Source organism: Citrobacter sp. Cf072, from assembly GCF_030334485.1.
In the GTDB taxonomy this organism is placed as follows: domain Bacteria; phylum Pseudomonadota; class Gammaproteobacteria; order Enterobacterales; family Enterobacteriaceae; genus Citrobacter; species Citrobacter freundii.
Genome location: NZ_JAOWDX010000047.1, coordinates 753,206 through 773,280, shown reverse-complemented (window position 1 = coordinate 773,280; position 20,075 = coordinate 753,206). Strand labels below are relative to the sequence as shown.

Annotated in this window: 20 protein-coding genes and 1 pseudogene; 6 read left to right on the top strand and 15 right to left on the bottom strand. The window is 50.6% G+C overall.

Features of this window, described 5'->3' with window-relative positions; all coding sequences use genetic code 11:
- Nucleotides 1-40: 40 nt before the first annotated feature.
- From OGX66_RS22475 to pspA, 14 genes are all read right to left on the bottom strand, one after another.
- Nucleotides 41-1,123 (bottom strand): ABC transporter ATP-binding protein, encoded by a 1,083-nt coding sequence (locus OGX66_RS22475; protein WP_044700116.1) that lies wholly within the window; start codon nucleotides 1,121-1,123, stop codon nucleotides 41-43.
- A gap of 10 nt (nucleotides 1,124-1,133) precedes the next feature.
- Nucleotides 1,134-1,802 (bottom strand): beta-phosphoglucomutase, encoded by a 669-nt coding sequence (gene pgmB, locus OGX66_RS22470; RefSeq protein ID WP_058842696.1) that lies wholly within the window; start codon nucleotides 1,800-1,802, stop codon nucleotides 1,134-1,136.
- Nucleotides 1,799-4,075 carry a glycoside hydrolase family 65 protein gene (locus OGX66_RS22465; RefSeq protein ID WP_248890855.1) on the bottom strand — a complete coding sequence of 759 codons (2,277 nt, stop codon included), beginning with the start codon at nucleotides 4,073-4,075 and terminating at the stop codon, nucleotides 1,799-1,801. The genes pgmB and OGX66_RS22465 overlap by 4 nt, the downstream gene beginning before the upstream one ends.
- The gene (gene ycjS / locus OGX66_RS22460) at nucleotides 4,072-5,127 is read right to left on the bottom strand and encodes a D-glucoside 3-dehydrogenase (protein WP_049003195.1); all 1,056 of its coding nucleotides are present in this window, start codon (nucleotides 5,125-5,127) and stop codon (nucleotides 4,072-4,074) included. Before ycjS ends, OGX66_RS22465 begins: the two co-directional genes overlap by 4 nt.
- A 10-nt stretch (nucleotides 5,128-5,137) precedes the next feature.
- Entirely contained in the window at nucleotides 5,138-5,926 is a 789-nt protein-coding gene (gene ycjR / locus OGX66_RS22455; RefSeq protein WP_286512259.1) for a 3-dehydro-D-guloside 4-epimerase, read from the bottom strand.
- A gap of 16 nt (nucleotides 5,927-5,942) precedes the next feature.
- A complete protein-coding gene (ycjQ, locus tag OGX66_RS22450; RefSeq protein ID WP_032949404.1) occupies nucleotides 5,943-6,995 on the bottom strand; it encodes a D-guloside 3-dehydrogenase in 1,053 nt (350 codons plus the stop codon).
- Nucleotides 6,996-7,022: 27 nt separating this feature from the next.
- Nucleotides 7,023-7,865 carry a carbohydrate ABC transporter permease gene (locus OGX66_RS22445; RefSeq protein ID WP_003020474.1) on the bottom strand — a complete coding sequence of 281 codons (843 nt, stop codon included), beginning with the start codon at nucleotides 7,863-7,865 and terminating at the stop codon, nucleotides 7,023-7,025.
- Complete coding sequence (locus OGX66_RS22440) at nucleotides 7,852-8,733, bottom strand: carbohydrate ABC transporter permease (RefSeq protein WP_003840754.1); 882 nt, start codon at nucleotides 8,731-8,733, stop codon at nucleotides 7,852-7,854. Before OGX66_RS22440 ends, OGX66_RS22445 begins: the two co-directional genes overlap by 14 nt.
- A 20-nt stretch (nucleotides 8,734-8,753) precedes the next feature.
- Nucleotides 8,754-10,046 carry an ABC transporter substrate-binding protein gene (locus tag OGX66_RS22435; RefSeq protein ID WP_003840753.1) on the bottom strand — a complete coding sequence of 431 codons (1,293 nt, stop codon included), beginning with the start codon at nucleotides 10,044-10,046 and terminating at the stop codon, nucleotides 8,754-8,756.
- Between the two features lie 16 nt (nucleotides 10,047-10,062).
- The gene (locus OGX66_RS22430) at nucleotides 10,063-11,769 is read right to left on the bottom strand and encodes a sugar phosphorylase (protein ID WP_270921841.1); all 1,707 of its coding nucleotides are present in this window, start codon (nucleotides 11,767-11,769) and stop codon (nucleotides 10,063-10,065) included.
- 164 nt (nucleotides 11,770-11,933) lie between these two features.
- Entirely contained in the window at nucleotides 11,934-12,164 is a 231-nt protein-coding gene (pspD, locus tag OGX66_RS22425) for a phage shock protein PspD (protein ID WP_003020493.1), read from the bottom strand.
- 8 nt (nucleotides 12,165-12,172) lie between these two features.
- Complete coding sequence (gene pspC / locus OGX66_RS22420) at nucleotides 12,173-12,532, bottom strand: envelope stress response membrane protein PspC (RefSeq protein WP_003020497.1); 360 nt, start codon at nucleotides 12,530-12,532, stop codon at nucleotides 12,173-12,175.
- Nucleotides 12,532-12,756, bottom strand: a complete 225-nt coding sequence (gene pspB, locus OGX66_RS22415; protein WP_003020509.1) for an envelope stress response membrane protein PspB — start codon at nucleotides 12,754-12,756, stop codon at nucleotides 12,532-12,534. Before pspB ends, pspC begins: the two co-directional genes overlap by 1 nt.
- A gap of 54 nt (nucleotides 12,757-12,810) precedes the next feature.
- A complete protein-coding gene (gene pspA, locus OGX66_RS22410; protein WP_003020532.1) occupies nucleotides 12,811-13,479 on the bottom strand; it encodes a phage shock protein PspA in 669 nt (222 codons plus the stop codon).
- Between the two features lie 155 nt (nucleotides 13,480-13,634).
- Between pspA and pspF the strand changes: the two genes are divergently transcribed.
- A complete protein-coding gene (pspF, locus tag OGX66_RS22405) occupies nucleotides 13,635-14,624 on the top strand; it encodes a phage shock protein operon transcriptional activator (protein ID WP_161799276.1) in 990 nt (329 codons plus the stop codon).
- 44 nt (nucleotides 14,625-14,668) lie between these two features.
- A pseudogene (locus OGX66_RS22400) lies at nucleotides 14,669-14,956 on the top strand (pentapeptide repeat-containing protein); the annotation flags it as partial.
- A gap of 8 nt (nucleotides 14,957-14,964) precedes the next feature.
- Here OGX66_RS22400 and OGX66_RS22395 read toward each other — a convergent pair.
- Complete coding sequence (locus OGX66_RS22395; protein WP_003840736.1) at nucleotides 14,965-15,288, bottom strand: hypothetical protein; 324 nt, start codon at nucleotides 15,286-15,288, stop codon at nucleotides 14,965-14,967.
- 311 nt (nucleotides 15,289-15,599) lie between these two features.
- On the opposite strand from OGX66_RS22395, the gene sapA reads away from it, so the two are divergent.
- Genes sapA through sapD form a run of 4 tightly spaced genes read left to right on the top strand, consistent with a single transcriptional unit; the run spans nucleotide 15,600 to nucleotide 20,074 of the window.
- Entirely contained in the window at nucleotides 15,600-17,243 is a 1,644-nt protein-coding gene (gene sapA / locus OGX66_RS22390) for an ABC transporter substrate-binding protein SapA (protein WP_003840735.1), read from the top strand.
- Nucleotides 17,240-18,205 (top strand): peptide ABC transporter permease SapB, encoded by a 966-nt coding sequence (gene sapB / locus OGX66_RS22385; protein ID WP_003020545.1) that lies wholly within the window; start codon nucleotides 17,240-17,242, stop codon nucleotides 18,203-18,205. Before sapA ends, sapB begins: the two co-directional genes overlap by 4 nt.
- Complete coding sequence (gene sapC / locus OGX66_RS22380; protein WP_003020550.1) at nucleotides 18,192-19,082, top strand: peptide ABC transporter permease SapC; 891 nt, start codon at nucleotides 18,192-18,194, stop codon at nucleotides 19,080-19,082. Before sapB ends, sapC begins: the two co-directional genes overlap by 14 nt.
- The gene (sapD, locus tag OGX66_RS22375; RefSeq protein ID WP_003020556.1) at nucleotides 19,082-20,074 is read left to right on the top strand and encodes a peptide ABC transporter ATP-binding protein SapD; all 993 of its coding nucleotides are present in this window, start codon (nucleotides 19,082-19,084) and stop codon (nucleotides 20,072-20,074) included. The genes sapC and sapD overlap by 1 nt, the downstream gene beginning before the upstream one ends.
- The last annotated feature ends 1 nt before the right edge of the window (nucleotide 20,075 follow it).

Below are 20,075 nucleotides of genomic sequence, written 5' to 3'. Positions count from 1 at the left end.
AAAATGCCCCAAGGCTTGGGGGGGATATCCCCCCGAAATTTTATTGAATAGCCACTTCAGTTTCAGCATCAAAGAAATGGCATTTCGCCATATCAAAATGAATAGTGATATTTTCTCCTGCGTGATAATCATTCACTGCACCGGCACGGACCACCAACTCATGCCCCCCAACAATGGTATAAAGCATAAATTCAGCGCCAGTGAGTTCTGCAACGCTAATTTTTGCCGATACACTATTTTCATTATTAAGCTGCGGATGGATATCCTCAGGGCGAATACCCAGCGTGATCGCCTGATGTTCATAACCCTGCGTTTTTAATTGTGCTAATTTATTCTCTGGAATCGTTAATTTTAGTGTTTCAGTAACAAACTTATCACCGTCAATCGCGCCACGAATAAAGTTCATGGCCGGTGAGCCAATAAATCCGGCGACAAACATATTGGCTGGGTGGTTATAAACTGTTTTCGGCGCACCAACCTGCTGAACAATACCATCCTTCATAATCACAATACGCGTCGCCATCGTCATGGCTTCTGTTTGATCGTGGGTAACATATATCATGGTGGTATTGAGTTTCTGATGCAGCTTGCTTATTTCTGCCCGCATCTGTACGCGAAGTTTGGCATCGAGATTCGATAAGGGTTCATCCATCAGGAAGACCCCTGCCTCACGAACAATCGCACGCCCAAGTGCCACACGTTGACGCTGACCACCGGATAACGCACCCGGTTTACGTTGCAGATAATCGCGCAGGCCAAGGATTTGCGCCGCCCAGTTGACACGTTCCTCAATCACTGCAGGGGCAATTTTCTGCATTTTCAGGCCAAACGCCATGTTGTCATAGACTGTCATGTGCGGGTACAACGCATAGTTCTGAAAGACCATCGCAATGTTGCGCGATTTCGCCGGCACATCGTTCATCCGTTTACCGTCAATCAGCAGATCGCCACCGCTGATCTCCTCCAGACCGGCGATCATGCGCAACGTCGTTGACTTCCCACAGCCTGAAGGGCCAACAAAAACAATAAACTCTTTATCTTCAATTTCCAGATTGAAGTCTTTAACGACGTGTACCTGGTTGTCGTAAATTTTTTGAATGTGTTGCAACGAAAGCTGTGCCATGTTGAATCCTTTACTTGTCGTGTTGCCAGAGAGCCGATAAGCACGGCCACGTCAGAAATTCGGTTGAAGGAAGTTGCAAGCTTGCTCCGTTCAGCCCCGTACCAATGCCAACAGAGAGCATGCCGCAGGCGTTGATCGCATCAATACCCGCCTGAGCATCTTCTATGCCAATGCACTGCTGCGGGTCAGCGCCAAGGCCCGCACAGGCTGCCAGAAAAATCTCCGGATCCGGTTTCGAGCGAGAAATTAACGCGGCATCCGCACAGAAATCAAAATAAGATTTAAGATCAAGCGCTTGTAAAATCGCAGGGGCATTGAGCGACACAGAGGCCAGCCCCACCGGAATCCGTTCTTCCCGCAACGTCATCAGCAGCTCACGTATTCCCGGCAATACCGAGTTCACCGTCAACTGGCGCAAAGAATGGACATATAGTCTGTTTTTTCTCTCGGCCAATTGTGCGCAAACCTCAGGTGTAAACTCCCCCGCTTTCCCGCCATATTGCAAAATACGCTGTAGCGATTCGCCGCGACTAATCCCTTTCAGGCTGTCATTAAATGCCTCGTCAATCGCAATCCCTATTTCACCGGCTACCTGCCGCCAGGCGAGAAAATGCAGATGTGCAGTGTCGGTAATCACGCCATCTAAATCAAAAATGATGGCCTGTGGTTTGAGGATCATTCATCACCCCTTTCTGTGGTAGCGGTCCCATAAGTGGGCGAAATAATGGCGTCATTGCAGATAACTATCTCCCCCTGAAAAGAGATCTTTTCCCCTTTTACCCAAAGAGTAATCTGCTCGGCGCTGTTAATGCGGATTTCAGTTGCATTGATGGTTACCTGCAAATCGATACCCTGCCAGCGCAGTGGGAAAGACAGTGTTTGCCAATGTTCCGGTAATGCAGGGGCAAGATGTAACTCCCCATGGCGAACATTCACTCCGGCAAATCCCTGGATAGCGCCCAACCAGATTGCGCCCGTTGCCGCCGCATGAATACCATCATCGCAGCTGTGCGGGTCATCCCCGAGATCGATTAGCGAACCTTCGCGCCAAAACCGATACCCCTGAGCCGAATCACCACAACGCGCAGCCACAATCCCGTGAATCGCCTTACTCAAAGAGGAGTCGTGAATCGTACGTGGCTCGTAATAACGCAGGTTAGCCAGACAGGTTTGCGGGCTAAATTGCTCCGGCAACATGTAGGTCAGCATCACGACATCAGCCTGTTTGAGAATTTGCATCTCATTGACTTCTGCACGGGAGTAATCGAGCAAAATGGTCTGCTTGCCCGCTTTGGCTTTGTACTGCGACAGATCGATAACCGGTTTGTTCAGGAAGGTATCATCCTGAGGAAGCACGCCATCGGGCTGCACTTCCGGTCGCCAGAGATACTGTAAAAAATGCTCTGCGCGATGAATAAACGTGTCATCGCCACAGCCCAACCGACGGGCAAAACCCAGCGCCTGCTCTACGTTGTACCAGGCCATGTAGTTGGTGAACGCATTGTTGTTCACATGCTCAGTGTATTCATCCGGGCCAATCACATCGTGGATCTCTAAACGATCGTTGACCATGACAGCCCTGCTAATCCAGAACTTCGCCGTTTCCAGCAGCAGCGTCATGCCCTCACGGGTCATGAAGTTTAGATCCCCTGTGGCATGCCAGTAATTGATTACCGCCCAGGCAACATCCGCCACGAGGTGATGTTCAGCCTGTGCGGAGGCCACTTTTTGCCGCAGCCCGGTACGGATGTTGATCGCCGCGAATTCAGGCGTTTCCTCATCACCGCTGCGAGCGCTTTCCCACGGGAACAACGCGCCCTGCCAACCGTTACGGCGGGCTTTCTCACGCGCGCCCGGCAAATTATGCCAGCGGTAACGCAATAGACCTCTCGCGGTTTTCGGTTCGGTAAACAAGTGAAACGGTAACAAAAAGACCTCAGTATCCCAGAAGATGTGGCCTTTATACCCTTCACCCGTCAGACCTTTGGCCGCAATACTGCTGCGCTCATCATGGTCTGGGGTCATCACACGCAGATGATAGAGCGCATAGTCCAGCGCGCGCTGATCGCTAATATCAGAGCTGGTAACCTGAACGCGACGAGTTTGCCACCAGGCATGCCAGTTGGCGCTCGACTCAGCCAACAGAGCGTCATATCCCTGTTTCGCGCATGCTTCAATGTTACGCAGCGACTGGCGTCCCCAGGTCTCAAGCGACAGGTTGCGTTCGCTCGTCCAGTCAACCCAACTCATTTTCGTCAGCGTGACGCGCTGCCCGGCTTGCGCCTGCACGGTGTTGTGTTGTAACAACCGACGTTCTTTCGCCGTGAAGCAGCGCTGCGCTGCGCCGTCGACGTCACAATATGAGGTGATCGCGATATCGTTGCGATTGTCCTGGGTTGTGTAAATGCCCTGCAGAAGATGCTGACCAAATACTCTAATCTGTGTTTCATCCAGATGCTGACGACCATGATTGGTGATCGTGGCATCAATACCGGTTGAGATACCAATGCTGGCATCGGCATCCAGTGGCGTTACGACCACTTCCATAGCAACCAGCGGCAGCTTCTGTGCCGAGACAAACCGCCGACTCTCAATAGCAAAACGCGCCCCGCCAGGTGCATGCCAGATAAACGCACGGCGCAATTCCCCGCTGGCAAAATCCAGTTCGCGATGCCAGCTTTCAATCACGCCGCTGGTTAGCGAGAAAATCTCGCCATTAAGCGTGATCTCCACTCCGACTACATCGGGTAGATTAACCAGTTCATTAATTTCGCCTTTACCCGCACGGTGATACAACCCAGCCAGATACATGCCACGAGTCTGTAAGGTGTAAGCTTCCTCGTGGCTGGCGCGAATTCCCATATACCCGTTACCGGTCGTCATGAGTGACGCATATTTATTCAGGCTGTGTGGGCAAAAAGCCGGTTCAGTTAGCATTACTGGCTTCGTCATAAGTCTACGTAGATCCCTGTTTCAGCCGATTGGTACAGTGCGGCAACCAGTTGTTGAATAACGACGCCCTGCTCTGCGTCAGCAATAGTGACAGGCTCGCCCTGGACATGGTTAACGAAGGCTTCCATGCTGCGATAATGACGGTTGTCATCAGCCATCTCGCGCGCAAGCAGCACGTCAAGCGTACCATCACGGTCGGTGTAAACCTGGGCCGGGAATAACGTCGCCCCCGCCAAATCGCCGCAGAAATTAACGTTCATAATCGATTGTTCAGGAATATTCAGCGCGAAAGAGGTTTCCAGGCGCAGGATACCGCCGTTATGAAATTCAATCGTGCCGAACAAAGAATCCTCCACGGTATATGTAGTGGGATCCCATTTCCCAAACTGACCGCTGTTTTTAAGCGTGCCAATGCGTTGATAGCTGTGCGCGTTAACACGCTTTACCGCCGGGAACCCCAGCACATACATGGCGGCATCAAGCATATGAATACCGAGATCAATCAGCGGCCCGCCGCCCTGCAGTTCTTTGTTGGTAAACACTCCCCAGCCGGGCACGCCGCAGCGGCGCAAAGCGCGGACATTGGTGACATAGATTTCACCAAGAATACCGGCCATCACCTGCTCACGAAGCAGTTGCGTATCCAGCGCAAAACGATGATGAAAATCATAAGCCAGTACTTTTCCCACCCGACGCGCCGTTTTACACATTTCCAACGCCTCGTCTGGCGTCATTGCCGGAGGTTTCTCGCACATCACATGGCATCCAGCGTTCAATGCCAACATGGTGTGTTCATAATGAAAGCGATTGGGCGAGCAGATGCTGACGATATCTGGCTTAGCTTCGCGTAACATCGTTTGCGGATCGTCCCAAACCTGCGGATTACCGTATTTTTCTGCAAACAACCGCGCCTGTGACAGGCGGCTGTCGCAGACAGCCACCAGTTCCAGATCGTTGCGAGTGCAGTAGTACGAAGCATGAACTTTATCCGCCACCTGCCCGGCACCAATAATGGCGACACGTAACGGAGCGCTTGTCAGTGCACTTTTCACGGAAATCCTCTTAGCAAGTACGCAGCCAGGCCAGTGACTGACGATACGCTTCCGGCAGATTCTCTGCTCGTACGCGCCCTTCGTACACAACGTAGCCCTGATAATTATCTTCACGTAACTGGTCAAACAGTGCAGTGAAATCCAGCGTACCGCTTCCCGGCTGATAACGATGGTTATCCGCAATATGGACGTGACCCAGCAGATCGCGATTGTCGTGCAGCGCCTGTGCCATATCGTCTTCTTCGATATTCATATGGTAAAAATCACCAATGATTTGCACATGCTTCAGATTATTTTCCACGATATAGCGACGGGCATCCGCCAGGGTGTTGATCATATGATCCTGATAGCGGTTGAGCGGTTCCAGATACACCACCGTACCCGTACGCTGGGCAACTTTATCAAGATAAATCAATGAATCACTGATAGCTTTACGATCGCCTTCCTGGCTACGCGGAGAGGTCATCGGCGGTAGGCGGAAGGTAAACATGCCCCATGCAGCAGGTACAATAATGCCTTGTCCGCCAACTTCGGCCAGCGCTTCGAGAATGCGGGTAATCTGCCGCAACCCGTTTAAACGACGCTCTTCGATAAAATCACCGATCCAACCGTCATAGCCGCCGCAGACAGTAGTAACGGGCAGGCCCGTTTCTGCGATCGCCGCTTTTACTTCCGCAAGATTGTTGACCAGCAATTTGCCGTCAATTTCAAAACCGTCGAATCCCATCTCTTTGATGTAACGGAATTTCTCGATAATATTTTCCGGGAAAAAAGCCTGATTCTGTGTTCCAATTTTCATCTTCTGCATTCCTTAATTAAAACGTCACGCCCATTTTGATGCTTTTTTCCGGATGGCGATCGACATACTGCATATAGCTTTCCGGGCTGTTGGCGAAAGTCACTACCGGGTCAATGAGTTCTTCACAGTCCAGGTAACCGTTCATCAACAGTTCCCAACAGGTTTCCTCGATGCGCTTGCGGCTCCAGCGCGGATAATCTGGATTAGGTTCACTACCAGCACGTGAGAAGACAATTTTGGCATTGTTGAAGTGCGCTTCACGCCCCAGGTTGAAACCTTCAGCAAAAGGTTTCGCGAAAGCGACATAGGAAATGGTTCCACCATAGGCCAGACCGCGTAACGCCGACTGCAGCGCATCTGCATAGCCGCTGGTTTCGATGATCACATCTGCGCCCTGCTTACCGGTCAGCTTCTTAATTTCCATGCCTACATCGGTGCCAATCGGATTCAGGCAGAAATCCGCGCCATGGCGACGCGCGATATCGCAGCGATGGGCAATAGGATCGACGCCGATGACCACTGAGGCTCCCGCTTTCTTAGCCAGTTGCACGGCAATCTGGCCAATTGCGCCTAAGCCCACGACGACCACAAAGTCACCGACGCGCACATTGGCGTCGCGCACACCGCTCATGGCGAACTGTGCCGGGTCATAGCACACGGCATTTTTCCACGAACTGCCTTCAGGCATTTTGCGTAGTTTGTAGTTGTTCACCGCATTAAAAATAACCGTTTCTGCCAGAGGACCGTAGCCGCAAACTGAATCGCCAACGGCGTATTCGGTCACATCGCTGCCACACTCAATAACATCGCCCACCACCATATTGCCAAGCTGGAATTTACCGAATTCGATCCCGCGCGGAGCCCCTTCCGGACGCGGCATAAACATTTGCCATTCACCGTTAAAATCTTCGTCAATAAACGGGCTGGCAGCGCGAAAATCGACCACTTCCGTGCCATGTTTCGGCGCGCCAAATTTAACGCGAACTTTAACTTCATTGGCGGATACCGCTCTGTCTTCATATTCCACCAGCGCTGCAACGCGCGGTTCTGTGGCAACTAACTTCTTCATTTACAACTCCTTAATTAAACTGGCCGCTTAGCCTTTCACGCCGCCAGCGGTCAAACCACTTTTAATAAAACGTTCGGAAAGCGCATACATAATGACCACCGGCAATGCAGTGACTAACGATGCAGCCATCATGCGTCCCCAGATATAGTCAGGTGTACTGAACAGCGCGTTCAGACCGACCGGTAAGGTAAAATTGCTGGCGCTGGAAAGGAAAATCGAAGCAAACAGATAGTCATTCCACGCCACCATAAAGCAATACACAAAGACCGAAACCAGACCAGACATTGCCAACGGCACGGTAATGCGAAAGATGATCTGCAGACGATTCAACCCATCCATCATCGCGGCTTCTTCGATCTCGTCCGGAATGGTGTCGAAATAGCTTTTCAACATGAACACTGCGGTCGGCAGCGTCTGGGTGACCATAGTGATAATCAACGCCATTTCGGTGTCGTAAATGCCGAGTGCCGTAATGATCTTGAATAACGGCACCACCAGCAGGATCCCCGAAAACATGTACACCGTGTAAAAACTGGCATTGATGGTCATTCGTCCCTTAAAACGCAGGCGGGAAAGCGCATACGCCCCGAGCACGCCCAGAAATACCGCCACCACCGAAGAAGTCACCGATACCACCAGGCTATTACGGAAGTAGTCAACAAACGGGAAAATCATCGGGTTGAAGATGTCGATGTAATGTTCCAGCGTCCATTGCTGCGGTAACAGCGTCGGATGCAGCGAAATCGCCTCTTTTGCGCTTTTAAATGAGGTCATCAGCATCACAAAAAATGGAAATAACGTGATGCCCAGGAAGACAATTAATCCACAGTAAAAGCCAATGCGGCCAAGCGTGCGCTTATTTGTTGCCATTGAGGTTCACCCGTTTTCTGGTCAGCAGGATAACAGCGAAAATGATGACGAAGAGGACAACAGAAATCGCGGCTGCTTTACCTAAGTCATTAAATGCAAACGCTGTTTTATAGAGATAGACCCCGAGAATATCGACTTTAGTGGTCAGCAGATAAACATCGGCGAACATATAAAACATCCAGATCGTACGCAGCGTGACTACGGTCGCCAGTACCGGCATGATCGCTGGCAGCGTGACGATGCGAAACCGTTGCCAGGCGTTCGCGCCATCCATTTCTGCCGCCTCATACAACGATTTATCAATAGTCTGTAAAATCGCCAGAAACGAGATAAAGGCATACGGGAAGTAGCGCCAGATGGCGAACAACACGACCAGCGCGAAGCTGCTACCGGGATTGTCGAACCACAGCGGAGCCTGATCGTAGAGATGCAACAGATCCACGCCGAGGTAGTTCACAATGCCGTAGCCGTTGTTGAACATGTATTTCCAGGCAAACACCAGCGAAATTGATGGCGTTACGTAAGAGAGGATGACCAGTGAGCGCGCCGTTTTCCGCAGACGAAACTCACGGTTAAAAAACATCGCCACTCCCAGCCCCAGCACCGTGCTCCCTGCCACAACCAGCGCGGTATACCAGACTGTCATCCACAGCGAATGCCAGAATCCGGGATCGGATAAGATACGGATATAGTTGCTCAGCCCGACAAACGTAGACTCAATTTGCGGATTAAGCGGCAAACGCATAAAGCTGATTTCGATGTTAGATATCATTGGCCACGCCACTAAACCGCCCAATAACAGCAAGCTGGGCGCCAGCAGCAGCATGGCAAATGGCATATCAGATCGACCTGAAAAGAACTTATTCATCACGGCTTTCCATTTCCCCATTAGCGCTGTTCAACGAGGTCATCCAGTTTTGTCTGGCTTGCCTTGATGGTCGATGAAAGGTCAGCTTTTCCTACCGTGACGTTGTGCACCATGGTACTCACGATGCCGGAGCCGGTTACGTCGCCCATGCGGGTAAAGTTCTTATCTCCGACGGCGCCAAAGACCTGAATATTTGGCAGTTCGGCAATCAGTTGATCGGGTAATTCACCCAGCGCTTTGATAACAGCGTTATCTTTCCACGTCGAAGTATTCACCACCGCTTTGTTGACCGGCAGCGCCGCCCCTGGCGACATCATGACCCAGTCCGCAATGTTGTCTGCCTGCTCCATAAAGGTGACAAATTTCTCTGCTGCTTCTGTTTCTTCGGTTTTTTGACCTGCGGTAATGGTCAGCGACGTCAGCATGCCGTAAACAGCGGAATTTTTTTCCGTCGGCACCATAAAGCCAACATTTTTAGGATCGCCCTCTTTGATCACCGCCGGGAGGATATAGGTGGAATAAATCGCCATTGGCGCCGTGCCGTTCATGAAAGCATCTTTGACTTCCATGATGTCGTTCGAGCCAGGCATAGTGTTCATGGCAAGTTGGCGGTAATACTGCAACGCCTGCGCCATTTCAGGTGTGTCGAGCGTAATCTTTCCCTGCGCATCAAAAACGTTGGCCTGGTTAGAGAGCGCAAACTGGGAGAATGACTGTTCGGTCAAAACGCTTTCTGCCGTCGGCAGCGCAATGCCGTATTTCTTACTGCCAGGATTGTTGAGCTTCTGCGCCACGTTTAGCAATTGCTGCCAGTCTTTTGGCTCTTCCAGTCCGGCTTTTGCCAGCACATCTTTGCGGTACCAGATCCCGCCAATCCAGGCGCTGACCGGAACCCCGGTCCATGCACTACCGTCTTCAGTGCGTACAATACGCAGGACACCATCATAAAAAGTACCCTCACCTACACCGTTGATGACCTGCGCTACCGCTTTACGGTCGATGAGGGATTCTTTATCCATAACTTTCGCGTAGTCATGGCTGGTTTCAATGACTTCAGGTAGTGAACCGCTGCGCGCCAGGGTGATGACCTTGGTGTTGTAAGCATCTTCTTCCACAGGAACCTGTTTGACGCTAATGCCCGGGTTTTCTTTTTCAAAACGCTCAATCAGTTTTGCAATGACCGCCTGCCGCTCCTGCTCAACAGAAGAGTGCATAAATTCAATCGCGACAGAGGACTTTTTATCATCCTTACACCCGGAAACCAGGGCGCAGGAAACCAGTGCTGAAATCAGCACAATTTTAGCTTTAAGCATGAAATGTTCCTTTTTATTACTTAACCCACATGACCTGCCAGGCGTACAACGTTAATTCCTTACCGGAAATAGTTTTACCGCTAATCAAATCAACTCCATTTTCTATATCAATACGAATGGTTTGAGTATGACCGCTGACATTAAATAACCCGGTAATTTCCTCACCTGTTTCCGCAGTACGTTTAATTTGCATTACGGCCGGTGTAATACTGTTAATTTGAAAATCACTATCAGGATGAAATGCTTTATTATTACGACGTATTACAATTAGTCGGGATAACTCATGATAAATAGCGTGACGCAAACTGGTTTCATCTGCCAGCTCCGCTTCTATTTGTCTCACCTGATATTTTTTGCGGTTGATCGCGCGGTTATAACCGAACGTCTCAACACCTTTATAATCATTGCGTGATCCAAGTATGCTTTGAATGTAAACCGCCGGCACGCCTGGAAAACTCAGCAAAATGGCATGTGCGAGAATAAAGCGAGAAAGCCGTTCGGCATCGCTACAATTACCAGGGGTTAGCGCATCCATATATGTCACGTTAATTTCATACGGGCTGCGACTGCCATCAGGATTATTTTTCCAGTTAACCAGCGCACCTTCCTGTTGTAGTTCTGTCACCAGCCGCATGATCTCGTCTTCAGGCAACAAACCGCGTAATGGGTTGAGACCAATGCCATCATGTGATGCGAGAAAATTAAACCAGGTCGTCTCACCAGACGGCAGCTCCAGTGATTGCGCCCACTGGCACAATATCGACGTGTCCTGGCGTTGTACCGCATGCAGCACCAGCGGCGGCAGCGAGAACTGGTACACCATATGCGCTTCATCATGGCCATTACCGTAGTAGGACACGTTATCCTTATGCGGGACGTTGGTTTCGGTAATAATCGCCGTACCAGGCGCCACGCAGTCCGCAATAGCGCGGAATAGTTTGATAAGCTGATGCGTTTTTTCCAGATGAATACAGCTCGTTCCAGGCTCTTTCCACATAAAGCCAACCGCATCCAGGCGAACATAATCTGCGCCCTGCTCAAGATAGCTCAGCAGCACATCGACCATCGCCAGTAATACCACCGGGTTGGCATAGTTGAGATCGATCTGGTCATCGCTGAACGTCGTCCATAAATGGCGCACGGTGTTATCTTTTAGCGTAAATGGTGTCAGTAACGGTAATGCGCGTGGACGTGTGACGTTGCTCAGGTCCGTATCAGGATCCATTGCAATAAAGAAATTTTCATAACCGTCAAGCTGTTGCAAATAATTATTAAACCACTCGCTTTTAGCTGACATATGGTTACAAACAAAATCAAACATCAGTCGACTGGACTCACCTAATTCCTTAATATCATTCCAGTCACCGGTTTCTTCGGCAACCTGATGGTAATTAATCACGGAAAAACCATCATCCGATGACCACGGATAAAATGGCAGAAGATGCACATGAGAAAATGTCGACTTAAACCATTCATTATAAAACTGATTAAACGTCGGCAACGGTTTTTTACCAACCCCGTGGAATTGATCGGCGTAGGTAATAAGCACCACATCGCCCTCATCCCAATGCGCTTTACGGATTTTTTTAATTAATCCCTGTGATTTCTCTAAACGTGCAAACAGCGCTTCATAGTGGCATGAAGTAAATGTATGACCATAAACTTCTGTCAGGCATTTTTGGATTTTTTGGTTCACCTTCGATTCTCGTGGTAGCGGTCCCATGAACCAAGAGACTACTCTGCGTAAAATAAGCTGTCAATTAGCTGAGGTGGTCTGAAGGGGGGTAAAAAAAGAATTTTGGCAGCCAAAAAATCGTATTTGTGAGCTGCCGCAAATTAACTGAGGGAATGTTGATTAATTGTTGCTTGCTTTTACTGATTCAAATATCAGGTTCGATTACCGGAATATCGTTTCGACAATTTTGCCGCAGCCCGACTCAACACAGGTTCCAGAACCAACGCCAGCAGCATTTTTAGCGGGCGTCGGGCGACGGATTTCACCGCCCACCCTGCTACCCCCGCCGGGCCGTAGCGAAGCGCCGTTAAAAGCACCAGCTTACCTGCTATTTTAAAGCCCGGCTTAACCCTTTGCCCGGCACGTTGCCAGCGATTGTTCATTTCTAACCTCACAATTGGCGGAAACGACTACGTAAGGAAAAAGTATCGGACGTCACATAACGTTCCATTTCACGCAAACGCTTTTCACTAGCCGCCAGCTCGCGATCGACGGCATCCAACAGCTCACCGCTTGATGGCTGCTGCTCGCCGGAAACTACATTGTCCGGCATCGGGTCCAACACAAATGTCAGCACGATATAGGCGACGAAGGTGAAAAAGGCCAGACCAAAAAAGACTGACAGCACCACCAGGATCCGTACCAGCTTCACAGGTACATCGAGATAATGCGCAATACCCGCACAAACCCCCTTCACCATGCCCTGCTGAGGAATACGCCACAGTTTTTTGTTCAGATTAACGCCTCCCATTAGCGGTCCCTCCAGTTTGGATGTTCAGCATCAAGGATGTCTTCCAGCGCCTGAATGCGCTCACGCATCCGCTGTGCGTCGTCGTTGAGTTCGACCAGACGTTGCTGTTCACTTTGCGACAGTTCACCACGGCTGGAACGGTTGCTGTAATGCAGCCAGAGCCAAATCGGTAAAACAAACAGCACAAAGATAGTTAACGGGATAGCCAGAAATAGCGCGCTCATGAGTACTCCTTACAGGTGATGAGCGGCGGCGCGATCGGGCGCCGCCAGATGTTATTATTGCTTGTCTTGCTGCATTTTGGCTTTAAGTTGCGCCAGCTGCTCGCTGATTTCATCATCTGCTTTCAGGTCAGCAAATTGCTGATCCAGGGACTTCTGTTTACCGAAATTATGGCTTTCAGCCTCAGCTTCCATCTGATCGATACGACGCTCGAAAGATTCAAAGCGCGCCATCGCTTCATCAAGTTTACCGCTGTCCAGTTGACGACGAACATCACGTGAAGAACTCGCTGCCTGATGACGTAACATCAGTGCCTGCTGACGAGCACGGGTTTCACTGAGTTTATTTTCCAGCTCACCAATCTCTTTTTTCATACGCGCCAGCGTATCGTCAACCAGCGTGACTTCATGCTCCAGAGAGGCAATCAGGTCAGTCAATTTCTGTTTTTCGATTAACGCAGAACGCGCCAAATCTTCTTTCTCTTTGCGCAGAGCCAGCTCAGCTTTTTCTTGCCACTCTGCCTGTTGCGCGCTGGCCTGTTCGATACGACGAGATAATTGTTTCTTTTCTGCCAGAGCGCGTGCGGAGTTTGAACGCACCTCAACCAGCGTATCTTCCATTTCCTGGATCATTAACCGCACCAGCTTCTGCGGATCTTCAGCCTTTTCCAGCAACGCATTAATGTTGGCGTTCACGATGTCGGCAAAACGAGAAAAAATACCCATAATGTAATCCTCACTTACTGTTCTGATATCGGGCTATGCCCTGCTGATTTCGTAATGCACTTGGCGTGCCAACTTTTTATCTCATTGATTTTACTAATTATATCTAATTTTACCTGGCAAGAGAATTAGGGTAAATTGGTGAATAACACTAACAAATGGTGAATTTCATCATGGCAGGATACAAAGATAATCTTCTGGGTGAAGCAAACAGCTTTATTGAAGTGCTGGAGCAGGTTTCTCATCTGGCGCCGCTGGATAAGCCTGTCCTGGTTATCGGTGAGCGAGGTACTGGGAAAGAGCTTATTGCCAACCGCCTGCACTATCTCTCCACCCGTTGGCAAGGCCCGTTTATTTCACTTAACTGCGCAGCGCTCAACGAGAACTTGCTTGATTCCGAACTGTTTGGTCACGAAGCAGGTGCCTTTACCGGCGCTCAAAAACGCCATCCTGGACGTTTCGAACGCGCCGACGGTGGTACGCTGTTTCTCGATGAACTGGCAACCGCCCCGATGTTGGTGCAGGAAAAATTGCTGCGCGTTATTGAATATGGAGAGCTGGAACGTGTTGGCGGCAGCCAGCCGTTGCAGGTTAACGTACGACTTGTTTGTGCAACCAATGCCGACTTACCTCGTATGGTCAACGAAGGCACTTTTCGCGCGGACCTGCTGGATCGTCTGGCCTTTGACGTAGTGCAACTCCCACCGTTACGCGAACGCCAAAGCGACATAATGTTAATGGCCGAGCATTTTGCCATTCAGATGTGCCGCGAGATCGGGTTACCACTGTTTCCAGGGTTTAGTGCCGAAGCCAGAGAAACGCTCCTCCACTACCGTTGGCCGGGCAATATTCGTGAACTGAAAAACGTCGTGGAGCGATCCGTTTATCGACATGGGACCAGTGATTACCCGCTGGATGAGATAATCATTGATCCCTTCCGCCGTCATGTCGTGGAATCTCAGGTGCAGGAAGCAAAACCAACATCTGTAGCATTACCGCTGGATCTTCGTGAATTCCAGCAGCAACAAGAGAAAGACTTTCTACAAACCAGCTTACTGCTGGCTAAATTTAACCAGAAAAAAGCCGCTGAATTACTGGGTCTCACTTATCATCAGCTACGAGCCTTGCTGAAGAAGCACCAGATCTAGCACGCATTTGCAAGTGTCATACTGGCGGGTTTGACGCATAACCTCATCTAAGCTACGCCAATTTTTCGAAAGTCGTGTTGGAAAAGTGTGAGCTGCGGGAGAACCGCTGGATGGGGACTCAGGTACTGGGTGCGACATTCAGTGGCTCAGATCTCTCCGGCGGCAAGTTTTCTACTTTCGACTGGCAAGCAGCAAACTTCGCACATTGCGATCTGACCAATTCGGAGTTAGGTGACTTAGATATTCGGGGTGTTGATTTACAAGGCGTTAAGTTAGACAACTACCAGGCATCGTTGCTCATGGAGCGGCTTGGTATCGCTGTGATTGGTTAGCCCAGCGTTTACACCGGGAGATGCGTTTGACGATTTACTTTTAACCAGTACGACTCCTGGCAAGCATTGTGAAACGTTTTCTCCAGTGGACGAATATCCTGACCTGCCGCATCAACGACATGCCATCTAATGCTGCATTCTGGACAGGCATTTGATGAATATTTAACCAATTCATTTTCGCGAGAACAACGAATAACCACTCCCGAATCATGAAGCCATGTCTTATTTATAATCTCAACTTCAGCCATGTCATCCCGTTTACTGACATCCTCAATACAAATAACATTTTTGCCTATTTTTATAGCATTGACATAATCCGCTAAGTTGCTCATTTATTAAATATTCCCGTTGATTCGTACACTAACGCATTGTAATCGCTTACGCATTTTGTCACAGCGAGGAAACCGTAACAAATTACGCCAACTGTCCACATCCTGCACCGCGTTTATAGCAAGTCAGATGGGGCATGAAAATGCTAAGATAGTTAACAGAGTAGATTCAAAGTGGATAGCAGGTATGAATTTTGACCATGACGCGGTGTTGAACTCGCGCTTATCGAACCTGTTGCTCCCAAAAACAAACGGTAATGGCAAATGTCATTAAGTATTAGTAAGATAGCCTCTTTATATAATCCATTAAAATTATGCGCCTGGTTTTATCATCTCTGATCGTGATGGCTGGATTTCTGAGTGGTCAGGCTGCTGCTGCGCCTGAGCAAGCTTCGCACGCTGATATCCGTGACAGTGGGTTTGTCTATTGCGTCAGCGGGCAGGTCAATACGTTCAACCCGCAAAAAACGAGCAGTGGTCTCATCGTCGACACGTTAGCGGCCCAATTGTATGACCGACTGCTTGATGTAGATCCCTACACCTATCGACTGGTGCCTGAGCTGGCTGAAAGCTGGGAGGTGCTGGATAACGGCGCAACCTACCGCTTCCATCTGCGTCGTGACGTACAGTTTCAAAAGACCGCCTGGTTCACTCCCACCCGCAAACTGAATGCAGACGATGTGGTGTTTACCTTCGAGCGCATCTTTGATCGCCACCATCCATGGCACAATGTGAACGGCAGCAATTTCCCCTACTTCGACAGCCTGCAGTTCGCCGATAACGTCCAAAGTGTGCGCAAACTGGACAACAACACCGTTGAATTCCGCTTAACTCAACCTGATGCCTCCTTTATGTGGCATCTTGCCACACACTATGCCTCCGTAATGTCGGCGGAATATGCGGCTAACCTGGCAAAACAGGATCGTCAGGAACTGCTCGACAGACAACCTGTCGGCACAGGACCGTACCAACTTTCGGAGAATCGTGCCGGCCAATATATTCGGTTGCAGCGGCATGAAAAATTCTGGCGTGGTACTCCTCTGATGCCGCAGGTGGTAGTGGACCTCGGTTCTGGCGGAACCGGACGGTTATCAAAGTTACTGACCGGCGAATGTGACGTTTTAGCCTGGCCTGCCGCCAGCCAGCTCAGCATATTGCGTGATGACCCTCGCCTGCGTCTGACGCTGCGCCCGGGGATGAACATTGCCTATCTGGCGTTCAACACTAATAAACCGCCGTTGAATAACCCTGCCGTGCGGCATGCGCTGGCGCTAGCGATCAACAACCAACGGTTAATGCAGTCTATCTACTACGGGACGGCAGAAACCGCGGCATCTATTTTGCCTCGCGCCTCGTGGGCTTATGATAACGAAGCTAAAATTACAGAGTACAACCCGGCAAAATCGCGCGAGCAGCTAAAAGCGCTGGGGCTGGAGAATCTGACGTTACAACTTTGGGTTCCTACCAGCTCTCAGGCCTGGAACCCCAGTCCGCTGAAAACCGCAGAGCTGATTCAGGCAGATATGGCTCAGGTGGGTGTGAAAGTGAAGATCATCCCGGTAGAAGGCCGTTTTCAGGAGGCAAGATTAATGGATATGAACCATGATCTGACGTTATCCGGCTGGGCGACGGACAGTAACGATCCTGACAGTTTTTTCCGGCCGTTGCTCAGCTGTGCCGCCATCAATTCGCAGACCAACTTTGCCCACTGGTGTAATCCGCAGTTTGACAGCATTCTGCGCAAAGCCCTCTCTTCGCAGCAGCTTTCATCGCGAATAGATGCCTATGACGAAGCGCAAAATATTCTAGCGCAAGAGTTACCGATCCTGCCGCTGGCCTCTTCACTGCGTCTACAGGCTTACCGCTACGACATCAAAGGGCTGGTGCTCAGTCCGTTCGGCAATTCCTCTTTTGCCGGGGTGTCCCGGGAAAAGAAAGATGAGGTGAAAAAACCATGATTATCTTCACCCTACGTCGATTTTTGTTGCTGCTGGTCACCCTGTTCTTTCTGACCTTTATTGGATTCAGCCTGAGCTACTTCACACCTCATGCGCCGTTACAGGGCGCATCGTTGTGGAACGCCTGGGTATTCTGGTTCAATGGTCTCATTCACTGGGATTTCGGCGTATCCAGTATCAACGGTCAGTTGATCTCAGAACAGCTGAAAGAGGTGTTCCCGGCCACAATGGAACTGTGCATTCTTGCCTTTGGTTTTGCACTAATGGTCGGGATCCCCGTTGGGATGCTGGCAGGCATCACGCGCAACAAATGGCAGGATCGTTGCATCAGCGCATTGGCTCTGATGGGGTTTTCTATCCCCGTTTTTTGGCTGGCTCTGCTGCTGACATTGCTCTTCTCACTGACCCTCGGCTGGTTACCCGTTTCCGGGCGTTTTGATCTTCTCTACGAGGTGAAACCCGTTACCGGTTTTGCCATTATTGATGCGTGGATCTCCGACTCACCCTGGCGCGATGAAATGCTGGTCAGCGCTATCCGTCATATGGTGCTCCCGGTGCTAACGCTCTCCGTTGCGCCCACCACCGAAGTCATCCGCCTGATGCGTATCAGCACTATTGAGGTCTTTGATCAGAACTACGTCAAAGCGGCAGCCACACGCGGTTTGTCACGCTTAACGATTCTGCGCCGTCACGTTCTGCACAACGCCCTCCCGCCGGTGATCCCGCGTCTGGGCTTACAGTTTTCCACCATGCTGACGCTGGCGATGATCACCGAGATGGTCTTTAGCTGGCCTGGTCTTGGTCGTTGGTTGATTAACGCGATTCGCCAGCAGGATTACGCGGCGATTTCAGCGGGCGTTATGGTGATTGGCTCACTGGTTATCATCGTCAACGTTATCTCTGATATTTTGGGTGCTATGGCTAACCCTCTGAAACATAAGGAATGGTATGCCTTACGATAGCGTCTATAGCGAAAAACGCCCGCCAGGTACGTTGCGCACCGCATGGCGCAATTTCTATGGTGATGCAACTGCGATGATCGGCCTGTATGGCTGCGCGGGATTGGCTGTTTTGTGTATTTTTGGTGGTTGGTTTGCCCCTTATGGCATCGATCAGCAATTTCTCGGCTATCAGCTTTTACCACCGTCATGGTCACGCTATGGCGAAGTCTCTTTCTTCCTCGGAACTGACGATCTGGGACGAGACGTTTTAAGTCGTCTGCTCAGCGGCGCGGCCCCGACCGTTGGAGGCGCGTTTGTCGTCACTCTTGCCGCCACACTGTGTGGCCTTGTATTGGGCGTAGTTGCCGGTGCGACGCACGGCTTGCGCTCCGCTGTGCTGAACCACATTCTGGACACCCTGCTGTCAATCCCTTCTCTGCTGCTGGCGATTATTGTGGTGGCCTTTGCCGGACCGCATCTGACACACGCAATGTTTGCCGTCTGGCTGGCTTTGCTACCGCGCATGGTGCGCTCCGTTTACAGCATGGTGCATGACGAGCTGGAGAAAGAATACGTCATTGCCGCTCGCCTGGATGGTGCAACCACACTGAATATTCTGTGGTTTGCCGTTCTGCCCAATATTACCGCCGGTCTGATTACTGAAATCACCCGCGCACTGTCGATGGCGATTCTGGATATCGCCGCGCTGGGTTTTCTCGACCTTGGCGCACAGCTGCCATCCCCGGAATGGGGGGCCATGCTCGGCGACGCGCTGGAGCTGATTTATGTCGCACCGTGGACGGTCATGCTGCCAGGCGCAGCAATTATGATAAGCGTGCTGCTGGTTAACCTACTGGGTGACGGCGTGCGCCGCGCAATTATTGCGGGGGTGGAATAATGCCATTACTGGATATCCGCAACCTGACGATAGAATTCAGAACCGGTGACGACTGGGTTAAGGCAGTTGATCGCGTCAGCATGACCCTCAACGAGGGTGAAATCCGCGGACTGGTCGGCGAGTCTGGTTCCGGCAAAAGTCTGATCGCTAAGGCCATTTGCGGCGTCGCTAAAGATAACTGGCGCGTAACCGCAGACCGTATGCGTTTTGATGATATCGATCTGCTACGCCTTTCCGCGCGTGAACGACGCAAACTGGTCGGTCATAACGTCTCTATGATCTTTCAGGAGCCACAGTCATGTCTCGATCCGTCTGAGCGGATCGGACGGCAGCTAATGCAAAATATTCCTGCCTGGACTTACAAGGGCCGCTGGTGGCAGCGCATCGGCTGGCGCAAACGCCGTGCGATTGAACTCTTACACCGCGTCGGGATAAAAGACCATAAAGATGCCATGCGCAGCTTCCCATATGAGCTAACCGACGGCGAATGCCAGAAGGTCATGATCGCTATCGCATTGGCGAATCAGCCGCGTTTGCTGATTGCCGATGAACCGACGAACGCGATGGAGCCAACCACCCAGGCGCAAATTTTCCGTCTGCTAACCCGTTTGAATCAAAACAGCAATACCACCATTTTGTTGATAAGCCATGACCTGCAAATGCTCAGCCAGTGGGCTGACAAAATCAACGTGATGTACTGCGGACAAACGGTGGAAACCGCGCCAAGTAAAGATTTGGTGACCATTCCGCATCATCCTTATACTCAAGCGTTGATTCGCGCTATTCCTGATTTTGGTAGCGCAATGCCGCACAAAAGCCGCCTGAATACCATGCCAGGAGCAATTCCATTGCTGGAACAATTACCCATCGGCTGTCGTCTGGGGCCGCGCTGCCCTTATGCACAACGCGAATGTATTGAAACCCCAAGACTGACCGGAGCAAAGAATCATCTCTACGCCTGTCATTTCCCGCTGAACATGGAGAGAGAGTGAG

What these genes read in the sequence shown, in the direction of transcription:
- OGX66_RS22440 (WP_003840754.1), bottom strand. Translation starts at nt 8,733, where the DNA reads ATGAATAAGTTCTTTTCAGGTCGATCTGATATGCCATTTGCCATGCTG.
- sapC (WP_003020550.1), top strand. Translation starts at nt 18,192, where the DNA reads ATGCCTTACGATAGCGTCTATAGCGAAAAACGCCCGCCAGGTACGTTG.
- OGX66_RS22435 (WP_003840753.1), bottom strand. Translation starts at nt 10,046, where the DNA reads ATGCTTAAAGCTAAAATTGTGCTGATTTCAGCACTGGTTTCCTGCGCC.
- sapA (WP_003840735.1), top strand. Translation starts at nt 15,600, where the DNA reads ATGCGCCTGGTTTTATCATCTCTGATCGTGATGGCTGGATTTCTGAGT.
- OGX66_RS22430 (WP_270921841.1), bottom strand. Translation starts at nt 11,769, where the DNA reads ATGGGACCGCTACCACGAGAATCGAAGGTGAACCAAAAAATCCAAAAA.
- sapB (WP_003020545.1), top strand. Translation starts at nt 17,240, where the DNA reads ATGATTATCTTCACCCTACGTCGATTTTTGTTGCTGCTGGTCACCCTG.
- OGX66_RS22395 (WP_003840736.1), bottom strand. Translation starts at nt 15,288, where the DNA reads ATGAGCAACTTAGCGGATTATGTCAATGCTATAAAAATAGGCAAAAAT.
- pspD (WP_003020493.1), bottom strand. Translation starts at nt 12,164, where the DNA reads ATGAACAATCGCTGGCAACGTGCCGGGCAAAGGGTTAAGCCGGGCTTT.
- sapD (WP_003020556.1), top strand. Translation starts at nt 19,082, where the DNA reads ATGCCATTACTGGATATCCGCAACCTGACGATAGAATTCAGAACCGGT.
- pspB (WP_003020509.1), bottom strand. Translation starts at nt 12,756, where the DNA reads ATGAGCGCGCTATTTCTGGCTATCCCGTTAACTATCTTTGTGCTGTTT.
- pgmB (WP_058842696.1), bottom strand. Translation starts at nt 1,802, where the DNA reads ATGATCCTCAAACCACAGGCCATCATTTTTGATTTAGATGGCGTGATT.
- pspF (WP_161799276.1), top strand. Translation starts at nt 13,635, where the DNA reads ATGGTGAATTTCATCATGGCAGGATACAAAGATAATCTTCTGGGTGAA.
- ycjR (WP_286512259.1), bottom strand. Translation starts at nt 5,926, where the DNA reads ATGAAAATTGGAACACAGAATCAGGCTTTTTTCCCGGAAAATATTATC.
- OGX66_RS22475 (WP_044700116.1), bottom strand. Translation starts at nt 1,123, where the DNA reads ATGGCACAGCTTTCGTTGCAACACATTCAAAAAATTTACGACAACCAG.
- OGX66_RS22465 (WP_248890855.1), bottom strand. Translation starts at nt 4,075, where the DNA reads ATGACGAAGCCAGTAATGCTAACTGAACCGGCTTTTTGCCCACACAGC.
- pspA (WP_003020532.1), bottom strand. Translation starts at nt 13,479, where the DNA reads ATGGGTATTTTTTCTCGTTTTGCCGACATCGTGAACGCCAACATTAAT.
- ycjQ (WP_032949404.1), bottom strand. Translation starts at nt 6,995, where the DNA reads ATGAAGAAGTTAGTTGCCACAGAACCGCGCGTTGCAGCGCTGGTGGAA.
- pspC (WP_003020497.1), bottom strand. Translation starts at nt 12,532, where the DNA reads ATGGGAGGCGTTAATCTGAACAAAAAACTGTGGCGTATTCCTCAGCAG.
- OGX66_RS22445 (WP_003020474.1), bottom strand. Translation starts at nt 7,865, where the DNA reads ATGGCAACAAATAAGCGCACGCTTGGCCGCATTGGCTTTTACTGTGGA.